20 protein-coding genes are annotated in these 16,974 nt (G+C 73.0%); 10 read left to right on the top strand and 10 right to left on the bottom strand.

All coding sequences use genetic code 11. From position 1 onward, the window contains the following. Position 1: 1 nt before the first annotated feature. Both ACIRPK_RS10340 and ACIRPK_RS10345 read right to left on the bottom strand, forming a co-directional pair. The gene (locus ACIRPK_RS10340) at positions 2 to 391 is read right to left on the bottom strand and encodes a VOC family protein (protein ID WP_403035755.1); all 390 of its coding nucleotides are present in this window, start codon (positions 389 to 391) and stop codon (positions 2 to 4) included. 66 nt (positions 392 to 457) lie between these two features. Further along, on the bottom strand, positions 458 to 1,336 hold the full coding sequence (locus ACIRPK_RS10345; RefSeq protein ID WP_403035757.1) for a spermidine synthase: 879 nt from the start codon (positions 1,334 to 1,336) through the stop codon (positions 458 to 460). Between the two features lie 117 nt (positions 1,337 to 1,453). Between ACIRPK_RS10345 and ACIRPK_RS10350 the strand changes: the two genes are divergently transcribed. After that, a complete protein-coding gene (locus ACIRPK_RS10350; protein ID WP_403035759.1) occupies positions 1,454 to 2,419 on the top strand; it encodes an alpha/beta hydrolase in 966 nt (321 codons plus the stop codon). On the opposite strand, the gene ACIRPK_RS10355 is transcribed toward ACIRPK_RS10350, so the two are convergent. The 5 genes from ACIRPK_RS10355 to ACIRPK_RS10375 all read right to left on the bottom strand — a co-directional run bounded on the left by ACIRPK_RS10355 (position 2,389) and on the right by ACIRPK_RS10375 (position 7,672). Continuing rightward, positions 2,389 to 3,015, bottom strand: a complete 627-nt coding sequence (locus ACIRPK_RS10355) for a TetR/AcrR family transcriptional regulator (protein ID WP_403035761.1) — start codon at positions 3,013 to 3,015, stop codon at positions 2,389 to 2,391. The genes ACIRPK_RS10350 and ACIRPK_RS10355 overlap by 31 nt on opposite strands. 138 nt (positions 3,016 to 3,153) lie before the next feature. Next, positions 3,154 to 5,211, bottom strand: a complete 2,058-nt coding sequence (locus ACIRPK_RS10360; protein ID WP_403035764.1) for a discoidin domain-containing protein — start codon at positions 5,209 to 5,211, stop codon at positions 3,154 to 3,156. Between the two features lie 141 nt (positions 5,212 to 5,352). Further along, the gene (locus ACIRPK_RS10365; protein ID WP_403035766.1) at positions 5,353 to 6,471 is read right to left on the bottom strand and encodes an AI-2E family transporter; all 1,119 of its coding nucleotides are present in this window, start codon (positions 6,469 to 6,471) and stop codon (positions 5,353 to 5,355) included. A 76-nt stretch (positions 6,472 to 6,547) separates the two neighbouring features. Beyond that, positions 6,548 to 7,246, bottom strand: coding sequence for a glycerophosphodiester phosphodiesterase (locus ACIRPK_RS10370; RefSeq protein WP_403035769.1), 699 nt, complete (start codon positions 7,244 to 7,246; stop codon positions 6,548 to 6,550). Between the two features lie 9 nt (positions 7,247 to 7,255). Continuing rightward, positions 7,256 to 7,672 (bottom strand): molybdopterin-binding protein, encoded by a 417-nt coding sequence (locus tag ACIRPK_RS10375; RefSeq protein WP_403035771.1) that lies wholly within the window; start codon positions 7,670 to 7,672, stop codon positions 7,256 to 7,258. Between the two features lie 192 nt (positions 7,673 to 7,864). Between ACIRPK_RS10375 and ACIRPK_RS10380 the strand changes: the two genes are divergently transcribed. Continuing rightward, complete coding sequence (locus ACIRPK_RS10380) at positions 7,865 to 8,059, top strand: hypothetical protein (protein WP_403035773.1); 195 nt, start codon at positions 7,865 to 7,867, stop codon at positions 8,057 to 8,059. A gap of 200 nt (positions 8,060 to 8,259) precedes the next feature. On the opposite strand, the gene ACIRPK_RS10385 is transcribed toward ACIRPK_RS10380, so the two are convergent. Continuing rightward, positions 8,260 to 9,438, bottom strand: a complete 1,179-nt coding sequence (locus tag ACIRPK_RS10385; RefSeq protein WP_403035776.1) for an ROK family transcriptional regulator — start codon at positions 9,436 to 9,438, stop codon at positions 8,260 to 8,262. 83 nt (positions 9,439 to 9,521) lie between these two features. On the opposite strand from ACIRPK_RS10385, the gene ACIRPK_RS10390 reads away from it, so the two are divergent. Continuing rightward, positions 9,522 to 10,727, top strand: coding sequence for an MFS transporter (locus ACIRPK_RS10390; protein WP_403035779.1), 1,206 nt, complete (start codon positions 9,522 to 9,524; stop codon positions 10,725 to 10,727). Positions 10,728 to 10,813: 86 nt separating this feature from the next. Here the strand turns inward: ACIRPK_RS10390 and ACIRPK_RS10395 are convergent, their stop codons facing one another. Continuing rightward, the gene (locus ACIRPK_RS10395; RefSeq protein ID WP_403035782.1) at positions 10,814 to 11,008 is read right to left on the bottom strand and encodes a hypothetical protein; all 195 of its coding nucleotides are present in this window, start codon (positions 11,006 to 11,008) and stop codon (positions 10,814 to 10,816) included. 182 nt (positions 11,009 to 11,190) lie between these two features. On the opposite strand from ACIRPK_RS10395, the gene ACIRPK_RS10400 reads away from it, so the two are divergent. The 7 genes from ACIRPK_RS10400 to ACIRPK_RS10430 all read left to right on the top strand — a co-directional run bounded on the left by ACIRPK_RS10400 (position 11,191) and on the right by ACIRPK_RS10430 (position 16,329). Then, positions 11,191 to 12,051, top strand: a complete 861-nt coding sequence (locus ACIRPK_RS10400; RefSeq protein ID WP_403035785.1) for a Scr1 family TA system antitoxin-like transcriptional regulator — start codon at positions 11,191 to 11,193, stop codon at positions 12,049 to 12,051. Beyond that, positions 12,020 to 12,235: a DUF397 domain-containing protein gene (locus ACIRPK_RS10405; RefSeq protein ID WP_403035788.1), complete on the top strand. Its 216-nt coding sequence runs from the start codon at positions 12,020 to 12,022 to the stop codon at positions 12,233 to 12,235. The genes ACIRPK_RS10400 and ACIRPK_RS10405 overlap by 32 nt, the downstream gene beginning before the upstream one ends. Positions 12,236 to 12,307: 72 nt before the next feature. Beyond that, a complete protein-coding gene (locus ACIRPK_RS10410; protein WP_403035791.1) occupies positions 12,308 to 13,258 on the top strand; it encodes a deoxyribonuclease IV in 951 nt (316 codons plus the stop codon). Between the two features lie 216 nt (positions 13,259 to 13,474). Beyond that, positions 13,475 to 13,984 (top strand): DinB family protein, encoded by a 510-nt coding sequence (locus tag ACIRPK_RS10415; protein WP_403035794.1) that lies wholly within the window; start codon positions 13,475 to 13,477, stop codon positions 13,982 to 13,984. Positions 13,985 to 14,033: 49 nt separating this feature from the next. Beyond that, the gene (locus tag ACIRPK_RS10420; RefSeq protein WP_403035797.1) at positions 14,034 to 14,822 is read left to right on the top strand and encodes an alpha/beta fold hydrolase; all 789 of its coding nucleotides are present in this window, start codon (positions 14,034 to 14,036) and stop codon (positions 14,820 to 14,822) included. Positions 14,823 to 14,854: 32 nt separating this feature from the next. Continuing rightward, the gene (locus tag ACIRPK_RS10425) at positions 14,855 to 15,559 is read left to right on the top strand and encodes a TVP38/TMEM64 family protein (protein ID WP_403035800.1); all 705 of its coding nucleotides are present in this window, start codon (positions 14,855 to 14,857) and stop codon (positions 15,557 to 15,559) included. Between the two features lie 377 nt (positions 15,560 to 15,936). Further along, entirely contained in the window at positions 15,937 to 16,329 is a 393-nt protein-coding gene (locus ACIRPK_RS10430; RefSeq protein ID WP_184910950.1) for a cell division protein SepF, read from the top strand. Positions 16,330 to 16,410: 81 nt separating this feature from the next. Here ACIRPK_RS10430 and ACIRPK_RS10435 read toward each other — a convergent pair whose 3' ends face one another. Beyond that, complete coding sequence (locus ACIRPK_RS10435) at positions 16,411 to 16,884, bottom strand: MarR family winged helix-turn-helix transcriptional regulator (RefSeq protein WP_403035803.1); 474 nt, start codon at positions 16,882 to 16,884, stop codon at positions 16,411 to 16,413. Between the last annotated feature and the right edge of the window lie 90 nt (positions 16,885 to 16,974).

A 16,974-nucleotide genomic window follows, 5' to 3' on the forward strand; every position in this document is an offset into this window, starting at 1 on the left:
GCTACGCCCGCTGCACCAGCTGGATCAGGTTGCCGCAGGTGTCGTCCAGGACGGCCGTGGTGACCGGGCCCATCTCCGTGGGCTCCTGGGTGAAGCGCACGCCGAGCGCCCGCAGCCGCTCGAACTCGGCCGGCACATCGTCCACGGCGAAGGAGGTGGCCGGGATGCCGTCCTCGACCAGTGCCGTCCGGTAGGGGCCCACGGCCCGGTGGCCGGCGGGCTCCAGCAGCAGTTCGGTGCCATCCGGTGCCTCCGGCGAGACGACGGTGAGCCAGCGGTCCGCGCCGCCCAGCGGGACGTCGTGCTTCTTCACGAAGCCCAGCACGTCGGTGTAGAACCGCAGCGCCTTCTCCTGGTCGTCGACGAAGACGCTGGACAGGTGGATCCTCATGAACGGCGCTCCTGGGGTCGGTTCGTGGAAGCTGATCGCCCGGCAGCGACAGTACCGCCCTACCCCTTACCCCACGCTGAACGCGCCCTCCGGCGGTGGCGGCGAGTCGGTGGCGGTCGCGTCGGTCACCAGGGCGGTGCGGCCGACCAGGCGGGTGAGTTCGGCCTCGGCGCAGAGCCGGGCCGGGAAGACGTCACCGGCCAGGCTGCGGGTCAGTTCCGCTTCCGGGAGCGGCCGGTCGGAGCCGATCAGCAGCACGTTGCCGTAGCGGCGGCCGCGCAGCACCGAGGGTTCGGCGGCCAGGCAGACGTAAGGGAAGACCGCCCGGACGGTGGCGGCCTGGGCCTTGGCGAAGGCCAGCGGCGGGCCGTCCGCCAGGTTGGCGGCGTAGCAGCCGCCGGGGCGCAGCGCGGCGGCCACCAAGCCGACGAACTCCACCGAGGTCAGCCGGGCGGGGGTCCGGGAGCCGTGGAAGACGTCGGCGACCACCGCGTCCACCGAACCCGGGGCGACGGCGGCCAGCGCCTCGCGGGCGTCGCCGACCTGCACCGTGATGCCGTCCGGCCACGGCAGTTGATCGGCGATCAGCTCCACCAGCGGGCCGTCCACCTCGACCACCCGCTGCCCGGAACCGGGGCGGGTGGCGGCCAGGTAGCGCGGCACGGTGAGCGCCCCGCCGCCCAGGTGCAGTACGTCCAGCGGCTGCCCGGCGGGGGCCGTCGCGTCCAGCAGGTGGGCGATCCGCCGGGTGTACTCGAACTCGAGGTGGGTCGGATCGTCGAGGTCGACGTACGACTGCGGGGTGCCGTCCAGGGTCAGCAGCCAGCCGCCGTCGCAGTCCAGATCGGGCATCAGCTTCGCCGTACCGAGCCCGACCGTCCGCTCGACCGGCAGCCGGTCCTCGGGGCTCGTCGCGGTTCCTCCGGTCGGGGTGTCTGTGGGCATGGCCGCAGCATAAGCGGAGCGTCGGCTCGGGCCGTGCCGGGCTACCGGCCGGTAGAGTCGGTGGTCGCGGATCGGTGGTCCTGCCACGGCAGGCCGGAGCAGAGGTTGGGTGCGGCAGTGGAGTTCCGAGAAGACATCCTGGGGGCGCCGTACGAGGCGGCCGAGCTGCCGCTGACGCCCGACGAGGAGGGGCCGGTCAGTGCGACCCTGGTCCGGCGGCTGGTCCCGGGGTCCCAGCGGGCGGTGCTGTACCTGCACGGCTACACCGACTACTTCTTCCAGACCAACCTGGCCGACCACTTCGTCGCGGCCGGCTTCTCCTTCTACGCACTGGACCTGCGCAAGTACGGCCGCTCGCTGCGGGACCACCAGTCGCCGAACTTCGTCCGCGACCTGGCCGCCTACGACGAGGAGCTCGACGCCGCGGTCCGGATCATCCGGGAGCAAGACGGCCACACCCGGCTGCTGCTCAACGGCCACTCCACCGGCGGACTGATCGGCGCCCTGTGGGCCTCCCGACGGGCCGGCCGGCAGCTGGTCGACGGGCTCTTCCTGAACAGCCCGTTCCTGGCCATGCCCACCGCCCCCGCGCTGCGCACCCTCGGTGCACCGGCCGTCGAGGCGCTCGGCCGGTTCGCCGCGCTGCGCAAGCTGCCCGCACCGCTCAACCCGCACTACGTGCACAGCCTGCACCGCGACCACCGGGGCAGCTGGGACTTCGACCTGGCGCTCAAGCCCGCCGAGGGCTTCCCGCTGTACGCCGGCTGGCTGGCCGCGATCCAGCGCGGCCACCGCCAGGTCCGGCAGGGCCTGGCGGTGGACTGCCCGGTGCTGATGATGGCCTCCACCGCCTCCACCGTCACCGGCAAGTGGGACCCGGCGCTGCTGCACACCGACGCGGTGCTGCGCGCGGACGACATCGCCGCGCTCGCGCCCCGCCTGGGCCGGCACGTCACCACCGTCCGGATCGACGGCGGCATGCACGACCTGGTGCTCTCCGGCGAGAGCGCCCGCGCCCAGGTCTTCGCCGAGCTCGACCGCTGGATCGGCGCCTACTTCCCCTCCCCCGCCACCGTCGGCTGACCCGGCGCCCGGACCAGCCCGGCGACGTGATCGGTGACCAGGTCGAGCACCTGCACCGCCGCACCTGCGTCGCCGAGCACCAGGTGGTTGACCGTCAGCCCGTCCGTCATCGCCGCCAGGTAGCTCGCCAACACCCCGACCGGGGCCAGGAGTTCGGCGCCGGTCCGGCGGCACAGCTCCTCGATCAGCTCCCGGTAGGTCTCGGTGTACAGCTCGTACTGCCGCCGGGCCAGGTGCTCGAACCCGGGCTGGCGCAGGGCGTACTGGGTCAGTTCGTAGGTCAGCATGTGCTCGGCCGGATTGGCCACCACGTGCTCCCAGTAGGCCCGGAAGCCGGCCCGGACGGTCTCCCGCAGGGTGGCCCGGGGCCGGATCGCGTCCCGCACCATGGTGACCGAGTGCTCGGTGATGGTGGTGATGACGGACTCCAGCAGCGCCTGCTTGGAGTCGAAGCAGTAGTGGAAGACGCTCAGTGACAGACCCGCCTCGGCGGCGATCGAACGGGTCGTGGTCCGGGCCACGCCGTCCCGGGTCATCGCCCGGATCGCGGCCTCGGTGAGCTGCCGACGCCGGTCGGCGGACGGCATCCGTGCCATCGGTAGTGCTCCCTCCGTGCTCCGTGCTCCGTGCCCTGTGCCCTGTACCCCGCAGTCCGTACCCCCGGCCCCGTTCCGGACCGAACGACGTGCGGCCGGACCGGGGTGATCCGGTCCGGCCGCACGCTACCCCGGCCGTCAGGTGCTGTACACGCCCACCTCGTGCAGCGAGTAGCCCCACTGCGTACCGCGCTGCACCCCGTGCACCCTGATCTGACGGGCCGGAACCCCGGCGAACTGCGCGGTGTCCAGGCCGCCGTCACCGGTCGTGGTGGACCAGACGGACCGCCAGGTGGTGCCGTCGGTGGAGACCTCGATCCGGTACGCCTTCCCGTACGCCCGCTCCCAGGCCAGCGTGACCCGCTTGACCAGGTGTTCGGAGCCGAGGTCGATCTGCAGCCACTGGTCGTCGCTCCAGTCGCTGGCCCAGCGGCTGCCCGCGTCACCGTCCACGGCCCGGCCGGGCGCGAAGCTGGTGAACGGGTTCCACTCGGCGGAGCTGGCCGAGGCGGTCGAGCCGGCGGCCAGGTTCACCCCGGCCCGGTGCTGCTCGGCGGCGCCCCAGGTGCGCAGGTAGGACTCGGCGCCCTTGAACAGGTCGTCCACCACGCCCTGGCCGCCGACCAGCCGGATGTCCTCGATCCAGTCCGGCACCAGGCCGTAGTGCGCGGCACCGTCGGTGTTGATGTCCCAGGTGCGCTGCCCCGCCGTCTGACGGTCGATCACCGAGCCGCCGTCGACGCTCCGGAACGGGTACCGCACCGGGTTGGCCGTGTCGGCTCCGCGCGGGCCCGGCCAGCCGCCGACCCCGTTCATGTCGGTGCCGTAGCCGTAGCCGACGTTGTACTTGTCCCGCAGCGCGTCGGTCCGCTTGGCCTCCGCACTGAACGCCTCGGCGCCGTTCATGTACTGGGCGACGAAGCCGCCGAGCTTGTAGACCCGCTCGATCCAGTCCAGGTCCATCCAGCTGTGCGAGGAGAGCGCACCCGGGTAGGACTGGGACTCCATCAGGTCGAACGCCTGCCCGGCCGCCTTGACGCTCATGTGGTCGAGTTCCAGCATCATCTTGCGTTTCATCATGCCGCGCACCGCGTACTCACCCAGCTCGGTCAGGCCACGGGTGTTGCACTGCGCGTCGGCCGCGTAGGAGGGGACGGCCACCCCGGCCGGCAGCTCCTGCTGGGCGACCGGCGCCGGCGCCAGGCCGATCGGGTTGTCGTGCTGCGGGCCGGCGCACTTCTCGGTCTGCCAGAAGGTGCCGGTGGACAGGAACTGCCCGACGTTGATCGCGGTGCCGAGCGCGCCCTCGTCGAACCGGACCCCGCACAGCGCGTTGTCCAGCTTGTGGCAGAGGAACATGCTGCGCACCCCGAGCCCGTACAGCTCGTCCAGGCCCCGGTCGATGTCCGCCTTGCTGCACTGGGCGACGTCCAGGATCTGCTTGCAGCCGAACGGCTCGGAGGTCTCGACCCCCAGCACCACCGCCAACTTGCCCTGCTGGACCACCTGTCGGGCCTGCGCGGTGTCGGTGACGATCCGGAACCAGCCCTTGCCCGGGCCGCCGTACATGGTGTCGATGTACGCCTGCATCTCGTACGTCTTCTGCGCCTGCAGCCGGATCGAGGTCATCTCGTCGCAGCTGCGGTCCTTGAAGAAGTACACCGAGCAGATCACGCCGTTGGTGACCAGGTCGTTGACCAGCACCCGCTCGCCGCCGCGCCAGGCCCGCTCGACCCAGGCGTAGTAGTTCTGCTGGTGGGTCATCGAGTCGTGTGCGGGCCAGTCCTTGAAGGTCGGCCAACCGACCGGGTCGTGCCGGCCGTCACCGCCCTTGGTGATCATGTCGAAGACCGCCAGCGAGCCGTCCGGGTAGTGCTCCGGACAGTCCTTCAGCGCGTCGGCGACGCCGAGTTGGGAGAACGGCTTGCCGCAGATCAGCCGGCCGCCGAACGCCTCGTTGGACATCAGGTGGTCGTGCGCGTCGACGAATCCCCGGACCTGTCCGTTGGCGTCCGTGCCCTGGAAGGGCGCGCCGGTGACGTTGATCCCGGAGTCGGGGGCCGGACGTGCGGTCGGGGTCCACCAGTCGGACTGGGCCGCCGCCCCGGGGACCGGGACCAGCGCCATCGCAACCAAGGCGAGGAGCAGCGAGAGGACCGCCAGGAGTCTGTGCCTGCTGTGCGCGTGTCTAGTCATGATCACCACTCAGTCGGGTTCCGCGTGCACGGTGTGACGAGAATCCCGGCTGTTGGACTCCGAGTCAACAGTCCGGGACAACTGACCTGATAACTCGTCACCAACCCCAACTCGGCTGCGGTCAGGCCCTGCTGGGAACCCCTACCGCTCGGCCCCTACCCGGCGCGGGTGGCCGTCGGTGCCCCGGAGGACCGACACGATGCCCAGCGCCGCCGCGCTGACCGGCACGGCCAGCAGGGCGCCGATGATGCCCGCCACCCCGGAGCCCGCGACCACCGCGAACATGATGGTGGCCGGGTGCAGCTCCACCGTCCGGCTCTGGATCACCGGCTGCAGGATGTTGCCCTCGATCATCTGCACCGCCAGCACCACGCCCAGCGCCCAGAGCGCGGTGGCCAGTCCGCCGTCGGCCAGCGCGACCAGCACCGCGACGGTGCCGGAGAGGAAGGCGCCGATGAACGGGATGTAGGCACCCATGAAGACCAGCGCGCCCAGACCGGGCGCCCCCGGCACCCCGAGGATCAGCAGGCCGATGGTGATGAAGGTGGCGTCGATCAGGGCGATCAGCGTGGTGCCGCGCATGAAGCCGGCCGTCGCCTTGAACGCCTGCTGCCCACAGGCGATCACCGTCTCGGCCTTCGGGCCCGGCACGATCGAGCGGACCAGGTCGGGGCTGCGGTGGCCGTCCCGGAGGAAGAAGAACACCAGGGCGAGCGACAGCACCGCGCCGGTGATCGCCTGGGTGGCGAGGCCGAGCCCGGAGAGCACCCCGCTGGCCACCGAGCCGGCCAGCGAACTGCCGCTGCCAGCCGACTGGGAGAGCGCGAACTGGAGCTTCTCGCCGACCGGGCCGAGCCAGTCGGCCAGCTGGTCGCCCGCGTCGCGCAGCGCCGCCGCGATCTGCGGGGCGCTGTGCACCAGCGAGTTGGTCAGGATGCCCAGCACCCCGCAGACCACCAGCACCAGTACCACGCAGGTCAGCCCGGCCGCCGGGCCCCGCTTGACGCCGTGCCGGACCAGCCAGGGCATCACGGGATAGAGCAGCGCGGTGGCCAGCAGCGAGAGGATCATCGGGATGGTGGCGGCGCGCAGCGCGACGAAGGCGTACACCACCAGGGTCGCCACCGCGATGAACAGGATCACCGCGAGCGACCAGGCGGCGGTGGCCCGGACCACCGGGGGGAGCATCAGGTGCCCCGGGCGGCGGTCCTCGGGACGGGCCTCCGTCGGTTGCGCCGCCTGCCCGGGCTCCGCTGACATGCCGTCTCCGTCCTGGCGCTGCTGATGATCAGCTCATCTCAGCACAGGATCTGATGAAATGTCCGTTTCGACGCGGCTACGCCCGGCCGTCCAGCACCCGGCGCAGCAGGGCGACCCGGTTGCTGGTCACCGAGGCCACCCCGGCCCGCAGCAGCCGGGTCATGGTGCGGCGCCGGTCCGCCGTCCAGGCGCTGACGGCCAGTCCGGCCGCCGCGGCCTCGGCCACGTACTCCGCGTCCACCAGGCCGAACGGCGGGTTGAGGTAGCGCGGCCCGAGGTCGGCCAGCAGGGCCGGGACGGGCATCCTCGGCAGCTTCCAGGTGAGCGACAGCTCGGCCGCCGGGTCGAGCGCCCGGACCGCGAGCATCGCGCCGACCGGGCCGCAGTAGCCGACCAGCCGCTCGGCACCCAGCCCGGCCACCACGGCGTGCGCGGCGGCCGCCGGCCCCGGCTCGTCCAGGTCCACCAGCAGCCGGGCACCCGACCGTTCGGCCACCGCCTTGACCGCCTCGGCCAGGGTCGGCACCCGCAGCCCCGGCCGGCCGACCTGCTCCAGCTCGGCCAGGGTGACCCGGCCGACCGGGCGCGGGTCGTCCCAGAGCCGCTGCAGCGTCAGGTCGTGCAGCAGCACCGGGACGCCGTCCCGGGTGAGCTGGACGTCCACCTCGACGGCGTCGGCCCCGGCGGCGAGCGCGGACTCGACCGAGGCCAGGGTGTTCTCCCGGTGGCGGTACGGGTCGCCCCGGTGGGCGACCGCGAGCACGTGCTTCGGCATGGCGCTCCGTCAGCTCCGCTCGACCACGACGTTGGTGGACTTGATCACCGCGGTGGCCGCGGCGCCCGGCACCAGGTTCAGCTCCTCGGCCGACTCCCGGCTGATCAGCGAGACCACCCGGAACGGGCCGGCCTGGATCTCCACCTGGGCGGCGACGTCGCCGAGCACCACGTTGGTGACGATGCCGGGGAAGCGGTTCCTGGCCGACGAGGGACGCCCCTCCGCCTCGGCGTTCTCCGGCTTGGCCAGCTCGCGCGCGAAGGCGGCCAGCTCGGCCCCGGCGACGATCCGGTGCCCGTGCTCGTCCCGCTCGGCGACCAGCCGGCCGGCGTCCACCCAGCGCCGCACCGTGTCCGCGCTGACGCCCAGCATCGCGGCGGCCTCGCCGATTCGGTACGGATTGACCGGCCGGTCCGCCTGGCCCATGAGCTGCTCCTGTGCTGGGACTGTGCGCTGCTGCTGTCGCGGCCATCCTGCCGTATCGGGGGGTCGGCCAGCTAACGGCCGGTCAGCCATTTTTCGGCATTAAACTGAACGAATCGGGCATGCTGCGATAGGTCGGGCCACGGCCCGAACCGACCGGCGCCGACCGGTACCGACCCCAGGAGGAGCAGCCCCATGGCACCCGAGCCCGTCCCGTTCTCGTTCATCGCCGAGGCGGAGCGGTACCAGAGCAACGTCGCCCCGCCCCGGCGGGAGCGCCGCTCGGTCAGGGCGGTCTGCGGCGGGGTGCTGGTCACCGTGGTCCTGATCGCCGGCCTGGTGGCCGCCGTGGCGCTCGGCATGCCCGCCCTCCGGCCGCCCAGCAGCTGACCGGCCGTCAAGCCCGGCGCCGTCCTAGGGCCTGTCGTCAGGCTCCCGCCTGCCCCACGACGCCTGGCACGCACTCGCACCGCACCGGACGAAAGCCCGAGGACGACCCAGTACGCGGGCTCCCGCCCGGCACGCCGAGAGCACGCACCGGACGCCGCAGGGCCGCCCTCCGGGCGACGACCGGAGTTCGACCACAGGCCCTACGGCTCGCCGAACAGGTCCCGCCGGACGGCGTCGCCCGCCGTCAGCACCGCGCCCGCGAGCACCGCACCGCCGCCGGCCGACCCGGCCCGCACCTCGGTCAGGAACGGCGACAGCTCGGCCAGCCGGCGCTCCACCAGCGCGGCCAGCGCGGCACCGCCGGCCCGGCCGATCTCGCCGCCGAGCACCACGCAGCCCGGGTCGATCACCACGCAGACGGCGGCCACCCCGATCGCGATCCGGTCGGCCAGTTCCGCCAGGAAGGCGGTCGCGCCGGTGGCCAGCGCCGACCGCAGCACCTCCTCGGCCTGCTCGACCGGGCCGCCGTCGGCGACGGTCAGTCCGTGCGCCCGGGCCAGCTCGCAGACCGCCGCGCTGGCCACCAGCGAGTGGAAGCCGCCGTCGCAGCCGATCGCGTTGGGCAGCGTGCCGGTGCCGGGCACCGGCAGGAAGCCGATCTCCCCGGTCCCGCCGGACGCCCCCCGGCGCAGCCGCCCGTTCAGCACCACCGAGGCGCCGACGCCGTGGCCGAGCCAGAGCAGCACGAAGTCCTCCCGGCCCTGCGCGGCGCCGATCCGGTGCTCCGCGATGCCCGCCAGGTTGACCTCGTTCTCCAGGATCACCTCGGTCTCCGGCTGGGCCCGCAGCGCCGCCAGCAGTTCGGCGTGCCAGCGCGGCAGCCGGCCGGAGTTGTTCAGGACGCCGGTGGCCGGGTCGACCACCCCGGGGGCACCCACCGCGACGGTGTGCAGGTGCCGGACCCCGACCTGCTCGGCGGTGCTCAGCAGTGTCCGCACCGTCCGCTCCGCCAGGTCATCGCCGTGCTCGGGGCCGGCCGGGATCTCGGCGGTGGCCAGCGTCCGGCCGGTCAGGTCGGCGATCACCAGCGAGACCCCGGTGGAGCGGACGTCGATGGCGCCCAGGTGTGCCCGGTCGGCCACCAGGGCGTACAGCCGGGCGTTCGGACCACGGCGCTGCTCGCCGCTCTCGCCGACCACGGCCACCAGGCCGCCGCGCTGGAGGCGTTCCAGCAGGTCCGCCACGGTGGGGCGGGACAGGCCGGTCAGGTTCCGCAGTTCGGGTGCGGTGAGCGGGCCGTGGGCGAGCAGCAGTTCCAGCGCCAGGCGATCGTTGATGGCGCGGGCGGTGCTCGGTGTGGCCGTGCGCGCGATGGTCATGGAGCAGCATCCTTCCAGAGCTATCTATCAGGGTACCTGCCTGATAGTTTGTCCGGCAGTCCGCCGGAAGGGGAATCCACGTCATGGACAGTGACCAGCAGGCCCGCCGGGCCAGGGTGCGGATCGCCCTGGTCTTCGCCGTGCACGGGTCGGTCACCGGCAGCTTCGTCACCCGGATCCCGTGGATCCAGGACCACCTGGACCTGAGCGCGGGTCAGCTCGGCCTGGCCCTGGTCGCCCCGGCGATCGGCGCCTCGCTGGCGATGCCGCTGGCCGGGCGGGTGGTCCACCGCTACGGCGAGCGGGCGGCCGTCCGGGGGCTGCTGACGCTCTGGTGCCTGGCGCTCGCCCTGCCCGCGCTCGCCCCGAACCTCGCCGTGCTCTGGCTCAGCCTGCTCGCCTACGGGGCCGCCGCCGGCATGGCCGACGTGGCGATGAACGCCCAGGGCGTGGAGGTCGAGCAGCGACTCGGCCGCTCGATCATGTCGGGCCTGCACGGCATGTGGAGCGCGGGCGGGTTGATCGCCTCCGGCTTCGGCGTGCTGGCGGCCCATCAACAGCTGGACGCCCGCGCCCAGTTGGCCGCCACGGCGGCGGTCCTCACGGTGCTCGGCTGGTCGGTCTGCGGCGGGCTGATCGACATCCGGCCGGCCGAGGACGAGGATGCGCCGCCGCGCTTCGCCCTGCCGCCGCGCTCGGCGCTGGCGATCGGCCTGGTCGGCTTCTGCGCGGTCTTCGCCGAGGGGGCCAGCATGGACTGGGGCGGCGTCTACCTGCGGGACGTCACCGGCGCCTCGCCGACCGTCGCGGCGGCCAGCTTCACCGCCTTCGCCGCCACCATGACCGCGGCCCGGCTGGCGGGCGACCTGGTGGTCCGTCGGCTCGGCCCGGTCCGCGCCGTCCGGGTCAGCGGCGGGGTCGCCACCCTGGGCGGGCTGCTGGTGGTCCTCGCCGACTCGCCCCACCTGGCCATCCCCGGCTTCGCGCTGATCGGCATCGGCATCGCCGTGGTCGTCCCGCTCGCCTTCGCGGCAGCCGGACGCACCGGCAGCAACCCCAGCCGCTCGATCGCGGGCGTCGCCACCATCACCTATACCTCGGGCCTGATCGCCCCCGCCGTGATCGGCCTGATCGCCCAGACCACCTCACTGACCGGCTCCTTCACCGTGGTCACCGCCCTGACCGCCGCCCTGGTCCTCAGCGCGGGCGCCCTCCGGCAGACCACCTCCACCTCCGCCTCCACCTCCACCTCCGCACCGAGCGAGGAGCCCGCGACCAGCGGAGCGTGAACACGGCGCAGTGCACGGGCGCGGGGCCTCGGCCCCACGCCCTCTGTGTTTCCGGCACCGGACTCCCCGCCCGGCACCGCTCCCGGCTACCGCATCCCCCGGTCCAGCCGCAGCCGTTCGCCGTCACCGGCCCGGATCGGGCAGTCCGGCATCGGGCAGCCGCACTCGCCGAAGGAGAGCGCCGAGCCGGAGACGTACTCGGCCCGGTCGAATCCCCGCCGCTCGCCCGCCGTCCGGCCGGGCCGGGCCCGCTCCTCGATCCGTTCCGCCAACTCGCTCATCGCCGTCCTCCGCTGTCGCGCTTTGCCTCGTTGCCCCGCCGACCGTGATCCCGATCGACTAGCTTGGTAACAGGATCGACACGGAGAGCGACCGCGAACAGAGTTGACGGTCCAACAGTCCAGCCGACAGACCCGGCCGCCCTCACCGGCCGGGCCAGCCGACCCGGGGGAACCACGGACAGATGCCCAACCCACGCGAACTCGACCCGTCCGAGTCCATGCTCGCCCTCTTCGGCTGCGAGCTGCGCGAACACCGCTCCCGGGCCCGGCTCAGCCAGGAGAACCTGGGCGAGGTGCTCGGCTACACCGGATCACTGGTCGGCCAGATAGAGACCGGCCGCCGCACCCCGACCCGGGAGTTCGCCGAGCGGCTGGACGGGGCGCTGGAGACCGGCGGGATCTTCTCCAAGCTCTGGCCGCACATCACCCGCGGCCAGTTCCCCGGCTTCTTCAAGTCGTACGCCGAACTGGAGCCCCGGGCCTGCCAGATGCTGGAGTACGGCGGCGAGCTGATCCCCGGCCTCGGGCAGACCGAGGGGTACATGCGGGCGGTCTTCGAGGCCGGGCTGCCGCTGGCCCCGCCGGAGACCATCGAGGAGAAGGTGGCCGCCCGACTCGGCCGCCAGGAGCTGCTCCGTGGTCCAACACGTCCCTTGTTGTGGTGGCTTCTGGCGGAAAATGCCATTCGTCGCCCGGTGGGCGGATTCGGCACGATGGCTGATCAGTTGGGGCACCTTGTTGATCTCGTCCGGTCGCGGATGGTTGTGATCCAGGTGCTGGAGACCTCCCGGGGTGCCCACGCGTTGCTGGAGGGGTCCATGACGCTAATGTCCTTTGCGGACGGGATCCCCGACACGGGGTACGTCGAGGCGCCGCACGCCGGTGTGCTGATCGAACACCCGGACACGGTAAGAGAGTTGAGGCTCTCCTATGACCTGGCACGGGCTGACGCCCTGTCACCGGAAGCGTCGCTGAACCTCGTTGAAAAGGTAGCGAAGGAGCACCAACACCATGCTGACGAGCACCGAGCTGAACCGGGCTGACTGGCAGTCGTCCAGCTACAGCGGGGCCTCCGGAGGCAACTGCGTCCAGCCGGCCCTGAACCTCGCCGCCGCGCACGGCGTCGTGCCGGTCCGTGACTCCAAGAACCCGACCGGCCCGCACCTGGAGTTCCCGGTCGGCGCCTGGGCCGCGTTCGCGAGCTGGGCCGCCGGCCAGCAGGTCTGACCCGGCAGGTCCGGCCTCCCCGGCCGGCCTCCGCCGGACGGCCACGACGGTTCCCCCGCTACCCTCGTGGCCATGAACACCGCAGCTCAGCCGCCCGTTCCCGCCACCCGCAACCCCGTCGGCGCCCATGTGCCGGTGGCCGGTCGCGGGCTGGTCGGCACCGGCCTGGCCTACGCGGAGCGGGTCGGCGCGGAGGCCGTCCAGGTCTTCGTCGCCAACCCGCGCGGCTGGGCCACCCCCGCCGGGACACCCTCCCGGGACGCGGAGTTCCGGGAGGCGTGCGCGACCTCCGGCATCCCGGCGTACGTGCACGCACCCTATCTGATCAACTTCGGCTCCGACTCCCCCGCCACCCGCGAGCGCTCCGCCGAATCGCTCTGGCACTCCCTGGCGCGCGGGCACGAGATCGGCGCGCTCGGCGTGGTGGTGCACACCGGCTCCGCCGTCGGCCGGTCCGCCGACGGCGGCTCCCGCTACGCCGAGGCGATGGCACAGGTCCGCGCGGACGTCCGGCCGTTGCTGGACCAGCTGGACGCGCTCGGCGAGGACGCGCCCTGGCTGCTGCTGGAGCCCACCGCCGGGCAGGGCAGCTCGCTCTGCTCCCGGATGGAGGACCTGGCCGCGTACGTCGAGGCGCTCGACCACCACCCCCGGGTCGGCGTCTGCCTGGACACCTGCCACGCCTTCGCCGCCGGGCACGACCTGGCCGCCCCGGACGGCGTCACCGAACTCCTCGACACCCTGCTCGCCGCCGTCGGCCCCGGACGCCTCCGCCTGATCCACGCCAACGACTCGATGGACGTGGCCGGCGCCCGCAAGGACCGCCACGCCAACATCGGCTCCGGCCACATCGGCGCTCCCGCCTTCGCCGAGCTGCTCGCCCACCCGGCCACCGAGGGCGTCCCGCTGATCATCGAGACCCCCGACGGCCGGCACGACCCGGCCCGCGTCGAGGGCGCCCGCCACGCGGCGGACATCACCCTGCTCAAGCAGCTCCGGAGCGCACCCCGGACCGGGAACTGATCCGGCGGGCCACGCACGGGTGGTGCGGCTCGTAGGTGGGCGGAGAGGTAGGTGCCACTGCTCGGAGCCGGCCTGACGCCCCGTCACCCGACCCCAACGCACCCGGCCCGTCCGGGGTCCGACCCGCACGACCAACCGGGGGCCGGGTCCCCGGCCTGACGGCCGACCGTCAATACTGGCTCCCGCCCCACCCACCAGGACGGACGAGGAGCACCAGTGACCGACGACACCCGGATCGGCCCCCCGAACTTCGGCAGCGAGCGCGAGATGCTGCGGGCCTTCCTCGAGTACCAGCGGGCCACCCTGGCGATGAAGTGCGCGGGTCTCACCGACGAGGAGCTGCGGCAGCAGTCGAGCCCGCCCTCGACCCTCTCGCTGCTCGGCCTGGTCCGGCACCTGGCCGAGGTGGAACGCGCCTGGTTCCGCCGGGTGTTCGAGGACCACGACGCCCCGATGGTCTGGTCCGAGAAGATCGACTTCCAGGCCGCGTACGACGCGAGCGGCTCCACCCGGGAGGAGGCCTTCGGCGCCTGGGAGGCCGAGGTGGCGAACTCCCGCCGGATCGAGCAGGCCGCCGAGTCGCTGGACCTGGCCGGGTACCAGCCGAGGTGGGAGGAGGAGGTCTCGCTCCGGATGGTGCTGGTGCACGTGCTGCTGGAGTACGGCCGCCACAACGGGCACGCGGACTTCCTCCGCGAGGGCATCGACGGCACCGTGGGCGCCTGACCTGCGAAAACATCTGGCGCTGCACCGGGAGCGATGCGATCATCCGCAGATGATCACTCTTGCCGACGACCTCGGCCACCTCTCGTACACCGTCACCGGAGCGGGCACCCCCGTCCTCTTGGTGCACGCCGGCGTCACCGACCACCGGCTCTGGGACCCGATCGTGCCCGCGCTCGCCGAGCGGCACACCGTCATCCGGTACGACCTGCGCGGCTTCGGGGAGTCCGCTCCCCCGTCCGGTCCGTTCAGCGAGACCGAGGACCTGTGCCGGCTGCTCGACCACCTCGGCCACCGGCGGGTCGACCTGGTCGGGGCCTCCTGGGGCGGCCGGATCTCGACGGCCTTCGCGCACGCGCACCCGGAGCGGGTCAGGTCGCTGACCCTGCTCGCCCCGGCGATCGGCGGCTTCGACTGGTCGGCGGAGATGGTCGCGTACGACGAGGCCGAGACCGCCGCCCTGACGGCGGGTGACCTGGACGCCGCCGTCGCGGTCAACCTCGACATGTGGCTGCGCGGCCCGGACCGCGGCTGGGCCGAGGTCGCTCCGGGCCTGGCCGAGCAGGTCCGCGGCCCGCTCCGGGCCTCGCTGGTGCACCAGGACACCGTCGGCGGGCACTCGCGGGGCGTCCCGGGCGTCGACCTCACCACCCTCACCGCCCCCACCCTGGTCGGGATCGGCCTGCTGGACGTGGCGGACTTCCGGACCATCGCCCGCCGGTACGCCGCCGAGATCCCCGGCGCCCGCCTGGTCGAGTTCCCCGGCGCGGCCCACCTGATCGCGCTCGACGCTCCCGGTGAACTGACCGCCGCCCTGCTCCCCTTCCTCGACGCGGTGTGAGCCGCCGCCCGCCCGGACCGTAGACTCACCCGGTGCCTGTCGTGTCGCGCGTGCTCCGGTCCCCGTGGTTCCGTCTGGGGGCGCTGCTCGCGGTGCTCGCGGCGGCGGCCGGATCACTGCTGCTCTGGAGCCCGACCGAACTGCTCCGGGACGGCGTCCCGATCCCGGTCTTCCTGCTGGTATACGCCGTGGCCACGCTCGCCTTCGTGCCCAAGCCCGCGCTGAACGGCGCGGCGGGCATGGTGCTCGGCACCGCTCAGGGCGTGCCGGTGGCCGTCGCGGCGACCACGCTCGGGGCACTGCTCGGGTTCTGGCTCGGGCGGGCGCTCGGCCGGGACGCGGTCCGGCCGCTGCTGCGCGGGAAGATCGCCACGGCGCTGGACCGGCGGCTCAGCGAGCACGGCTTCCGCAGCATGCTGCTGGTCCGGGTGATCCCGGGGGTGCCGTTCCAGGCGGCGAACTACGGCGCCGCCTTCTCCGGCGTCCGGGTGCTGCCGTACACCCTCGCCACCGCACTGGGGGTGGCGCCCGGCACGGCCGCGTACGTGATCGCCGGGGCCAGCGCCGGCCACCCGGGGTCGCCGGCCTTCCTGATCTCGGCCGCGCTGATCGTGCTGATGTGCCTGTACACCGTGGTGGCCGGCTGGCGCGCGTACCGCCGCTCCCGCCGCCCGGCCCCCGAACCGGCCGCCGACCGCGCCCCGGAGCTCTCCACCGTTCCCCCGTCCGGCCGCTGACGCACCGTCGAATTCACTGGGAACTGTCGGTGCGATCCGCCAGGATGCTGTCCATGAGCAGCGCGCCCGGCTCGCTCGCCCGACACGACGGGTGCGCGAATCCGGCCAATCCGTTACAGGACTGTTGACGAACAGTCAACTGTGGTCTGACGCACACCGATATGGTCTACGCGCGGAACCGTCCGGCGAGCTGCGGCGTCGCAGGAGATGCCCGGAAAATCCGGGTTGTCCCGCGAGCCACGCCCCACCCGGCGGTCACGAACGGGCACCGAAGCGGTGATCAGTGCGATACTCGGACAGTTCCGACGGATGGATGACGCGTCAGCTGGCGTGGTCACCGGGGGGACGCGTACGGGACGAGAAAGGGAGGCGCGGCAATGGGAGCACTTCGCGACGAGCACCACAACGGGTGGCTGATGCCCTCCGGTAACTACCCCGCCGCGGTCTACGAGGATTCGTGGGCCACCCAGGAGTCGGCCGTGGCCGTCCCCGCCCCGGCGAAGATCGTCTCCCTGAAGCCGACCGGCTTCGAGGCGGCCCGCACCGTCGGCGAGCACATCCGCGCAGCCGTCCCGGTGGTGATGGACCTGACCGAGATGACCGACGCCGAGGCCAAGCGGATGGTGGATTTCGCCTCCGGCCTGGTCTTCGGCACCCAGGGCGGGATCGAGCGGATCGCCCGCCGGGTCTTCCTGCTCACCCCGGCCGACGTCGAGGTGATGGTGATCGACCGCCCGCTCGACGAGACGGGCTTCTACAACCAGAGCTGACCGACAACCAGACCTGACCGCACGGCCGGAGCCCGGGCCCACCGTCGAGGTGTCCCCGGGCTCCTCGCCGTCCGGCCCCGGTCACCCGGCCGGGCCGGTCAGGTAGCCGTCCAGGGTGGCGTTCAGGTCCGCCACGAAGTCCTCGAACCGCGCCAGCAGTTCCGGCGGGTAGTGGGCCATCACCGCGTCCAGCCGGCCGGCCGGCGGGCCGAAGAACTCGTCGGCCTGCTCCTGGATCCGTCCGCCGGCGCGCAGTGTGACGATGCGTCGGTCGGAGTCCTCGCGGCTGCGGACCACGTGGCCGCCCGCCTCCAGGCGGTTCAGCAGTGCGGTGGTGGCGCCCGAGGAGAGCGCGATGCGCTCGCTGAGGCGGGCCGGTGACAGCGGGGTGCCGCGCTCCTCGGCCGCCGCGATCTCCAGCACGGCGACCGCGTCGGTGGAGTGCAGGCCCAGCCGGGCGGCGAACCGGCGGCTGAGCTCCGCGTAGTGGCCGCCGTAGCTCCGCAGCCCCTGCATCAGCCGCTCGCGCTGCGCCGCGAGATCCTCTTCCGCCATCGAGCATGCCCCTTCCGCTCCGCCCGGCGACCCGCGTCCGCGACTCGTCTTTGACAACCTACCGGCGCCAATTCTATCTTCATCGTGGAA

Source organism: Kitasatospora sp. NPDC101801 (genome assembly GCF_044766665.1).
GTDB lineage: Bacteria > Actinomycetota > Actinomycetes > Streptomycetales > Streptomycetaceae > Kitasatospora.

Excerpts from the sequence above, each read along its gene's own strand:
- ACIRPK_RS10340 (WP_403035755.1), bottom strand. The coding sequence starts at position 391 with ATGAGGATCCACCTGTCCAGCGTCTTCGTCGACGACCAGGAGAAGGCG.
- ACIRPK_RS10345 (WP_403035757.1), bottom strand. The coding sequence starts at position 1,336 with ATGCCCACAGACACCCCGACCGGAGGAACCGCGACGAGCCCCGAGGAC.
- ACIRPK_RS10355 (WP_403035761.1), bottom strand. The coding sequence starts at position 3,015 with ATGGCACGGATGCCGTCCGCCGACCGGCGTCGGCAGCTCACCGAGGCC.
- ACIRPK_RS10360 (WP_403035764.1), bottom strand. The coding sequence starts at position 5,211 with ATGACTAGACACGCGCACAGCAGGCACAGACTCCTGGCGGTCCTCTCG.
- ACIRPK_RS10365 (WP_403035766.1), bottom strand. The coding sequence starts at position 6,471 with ATGTCAGCGGAGCCCGGGCAGGCGGCGCAACCGACGGAGGCCCGTCCC.
- ACIRPK_RS10370 (WP_403035769.1), bottom strand. The coding sequence starts at position 7,246 with ATGCCGAAGCACGTGCTCGCGGTCGCCCACCGGGGCGACCCGTACCGC.
- ACIRPK_RS10375 (WP_403035771.1), bottom strand. The coding sequence starts at position 7,672 with ATGGGCCAGGCGGACCGGCCGGTCAATCCGTACCGAATCGGCGAGGCC.
- ACIRPK_RS10380 (WP_403035773.1), top strand. The coding sequence starts at position 7,865 with ATGGCACCCGAGCCCGTCCCGTTCTCGTTCATCGCCGAGGCGGAGCGG.
- ACIRPK_RS10385 (WP_403035776.1), bottom strand. The coding sequence starts at position 9,438 with ATGACCATCGCGCGCACGGCCACACCGAGCACCGCCCGCGCCATCAAC.
- ACIRPK_RS10390 (WP_403035779.1), top strand. The coding sequence starts at position 9,522 with ATGGACAGTGACCAGCAGGCCCGCCGGGCCAGGGTGCGGATCGCCCTG.
- ACIRPK_RS10395 (WP_403035782.1), bottom strand. The coding sequence starts at position 11,008 with ATGAGCGAGTTGGCGGAACGGATCGAGGAGCGGGCCCGGCCCGGCCGG.
- ACIRPK_RS10400 (WP_403035785.1), top strand. The coding sequence starts at position 11,191 with ATGCCCAACCCACGCGAACTCGACCCGTCCGAGTCCATGCTCGCCCTC.
- ACIRPK_RS10405 (WP_403035788.1), top strand. The coding sequence starts at position 12,020 with ATGCTGACGAGCACCGAGCTGAACCGGGCTGACTGGCAGTCGTCCAGC.
- ACIRPK_RS10410 (WP_403035791.1), top strand. The coding sequence starts at position 12,308 with ATGAACACCGCAGCTCAGCCGCCCGTTCCCGCCACCCGCAACCCCGTC.
- ACIRPK_RS10420 (WP_403035797.1), top strand. The coding sequence starts at position 14,034 with ATGATCACTCTTGCCGACGACCTCGGCCACCTCTCGTACACCGTCACC.
- ACIRPK_RS10430 (WP_184910950.1), top strand. The coding sequence starts at position 15,937 with ATGGGAGCACTTCGCGACGAGCACCACAACGGGTGGCTGATGCCCTCC.
- ACIRPK_RS10435 (WP_403035803.1), bottom strand. The coding sequence starts at position 16,884 with ATGGCGGAAGAGGATCTCGCGGCGCAGCGCGAGCGGCTGATGCAGGGG.